2 protein-coding genes are annotated in these 1895 nt (G+C 68.1%); both read left to right on the top strand.

Annotated elements, in window-relative coordinates:
* Positions 1 to 1026, top strand: a 1026-nt coding sequence (locus ACOJSF_RS02130) for a TonB-dependent receptor domain-containing protein (RefSeq protein WP_420140588.1), incomplete at its 5' end; no start/stop codon positions are given.
* A gap of 102 nt (positions 1027 to 1128) precedes the next feature.
* Positions 1129 to 1895 (top strand): TldD/PmbA family protein (locus ACOJSF_RS02125; RefSeq protein ID WP_420140587.1); only part of this gene is annotated, 767 nt, incomplete at its 3' end.

Raw genomic sequence — 1895 nt, 5'->3', positions numbered from 1 at the left:
GTATCGGTGCTGTGGAAGCCGTTCACCGACCTGCTGCTGCGCGGATCCTCGGCCGAAGGCTTCCGTGCGCCGAGCATGGGCGTGCTGTTCGGCGCGAAGTCGCGCGCCGACGCGCCGATCGACGACCCCTGCACCAATGTCGAGGGCTCGCTCTATCAGAGCTCCGCGACCGTCCGCACCAACTGCGCCGCCAACGGCGTCCCGGCGAGCGGCAGCTATCAGGAGCCGCAGGGCGGGCAGGTCGGCACGCTGACCGGCGGCAACAGCAGCCTGACCCCCGAAACGTCGAAGACGTGGCTGTTCGGCGCGGTCTACAGCCCCACCTGGGCGCGCGACAGCGGGTTCGCCAGCCAGTTCAGCATCGAAGCCAATTATTACGACATCAAGGTTTCGGGCGCGATCGCGGCGATCAACCCGCAGGTCACGCTGTCGCGCTGTGCGCTGCTGGGCGACGCATCGAGCTGCGCCAACGTGGTCCGAACCCCGAGCGGGCAGATCGCGCGGGTGATCGGGCTGCTCCAGAATATCGGTAACATCCGCACCCGCGGGGTCGACCTGACCGCCAATTACCGCACGCCCGATACCGGGTTCGGGCTGTTCGGGCTCAACCTCAACGGCAATTACCTCGCCAAATATACCGAAAGCTTCCCGACCGACGACGGCAGCGCGACGATCAGCTATCGCGGAACGACGCGCGGCTTCCCCGATCAGTCCTATCCCAAGTTCAAGGGCAACGGCACGATCAGCTGGGCGCTGGATCAGTTCGCGGCCTCGTTCACCGGCCGCTACATCCACCATGTCACCGAAAGCGACGGCAACAAGCTCGACAGCCGCTTCTACGGCGACGTCCAGCTCAGTTTCTCGCCCGCCTTCCTCGACCAGAAGCTGACCTTCACGCTCGGCGTGATCAACGTGTTCAACCAGGATCCCCCGGGCTGCAACACCTGCACCGGCCCCAATTACGATCCGACGACCTACGACGTGCCCGGCCAGTTCGGCTATCTCCGCCTGGCGTTCAAGATGTGATCGCGGAGGGGCGGAGCGGCCTGCCGGCCGCTTCGCCCCCCACCGCCGGAACGTGCAACGGGGAGGCTTACGAGCCGGCGCGTCCCCGCCTATATCGGCACGATGACCCTCACCGCCGATCCCCGCCGCTTCCTCTATCGCGACCTCGATCCGGAGACCGCCGCGCGCCTGACCGGCGACGCTCTGCGCAACTGCGACGATGGCGACCTGTACCTGCAATATATCGCGAGCGAGGCGTTCGGGTTCGACGACGGGCGGCTAAAGACCGCCGATTTCAACACGCAGGCAGGCTTCGGCCTGCGCGGCCTGTCCGGCGAGACCACCGCCTTCGCGCACGCCAACGAGATCAGCGAGAGCGCAATCCGCCGCGCGGCCGAGACGATGACCTTGCTCGACCCGGCCGGGCAGGGACGCGCCGCGCCGCCGCGCCGGACCAACGCGAAACTCTATACCGGCGAGGATCCGCTGTCGGCGGTGCCGTTCGCGCGCAAGGTGGCGCTGTGCCAGGAGATCGATGCCGCCGCCCGCGCGCGCGATCCGCGCGTGGCGCAGGTCACGGTCGGCCTGTCGGGATCGTGGAGCGTGGTCGAGATCGTGCGCCCCGACGGCTTCATCGGGCATGACGTGCGCCCGCTCGTCCGCCTCAACGTCTCGATCGTCGCCCGGGAAGGCGACCGGCGCGAGACCGGCTATCACGGCCTGGGCGGCCGCTATCTCTACGACCGCCTGTTCGAACCGGCCACGTGGGAACGCGCGATCGACATCGCGCTCGCCCAGGCGCTGGTGAACCTCGAATCGGTCGATGCCCCGGCGGGCGAGATGCAAGTCGTCTGCGGCCCCGGCTGGCCCGGCGTGCTACTGCACGAGGC

It is taken from the genome of Sphingomonas sp. (assembly GCF_048594985.1).
Classification (GTDB): Bacteria; Pseudomonadota; Alphaproteobacteria; order Sphingomonadales; family Sphingomonadaceae; genus Sphingomonas_I.
This window is presented reverse-complemented; position numbering and strand designations above follow the sequence as displayed.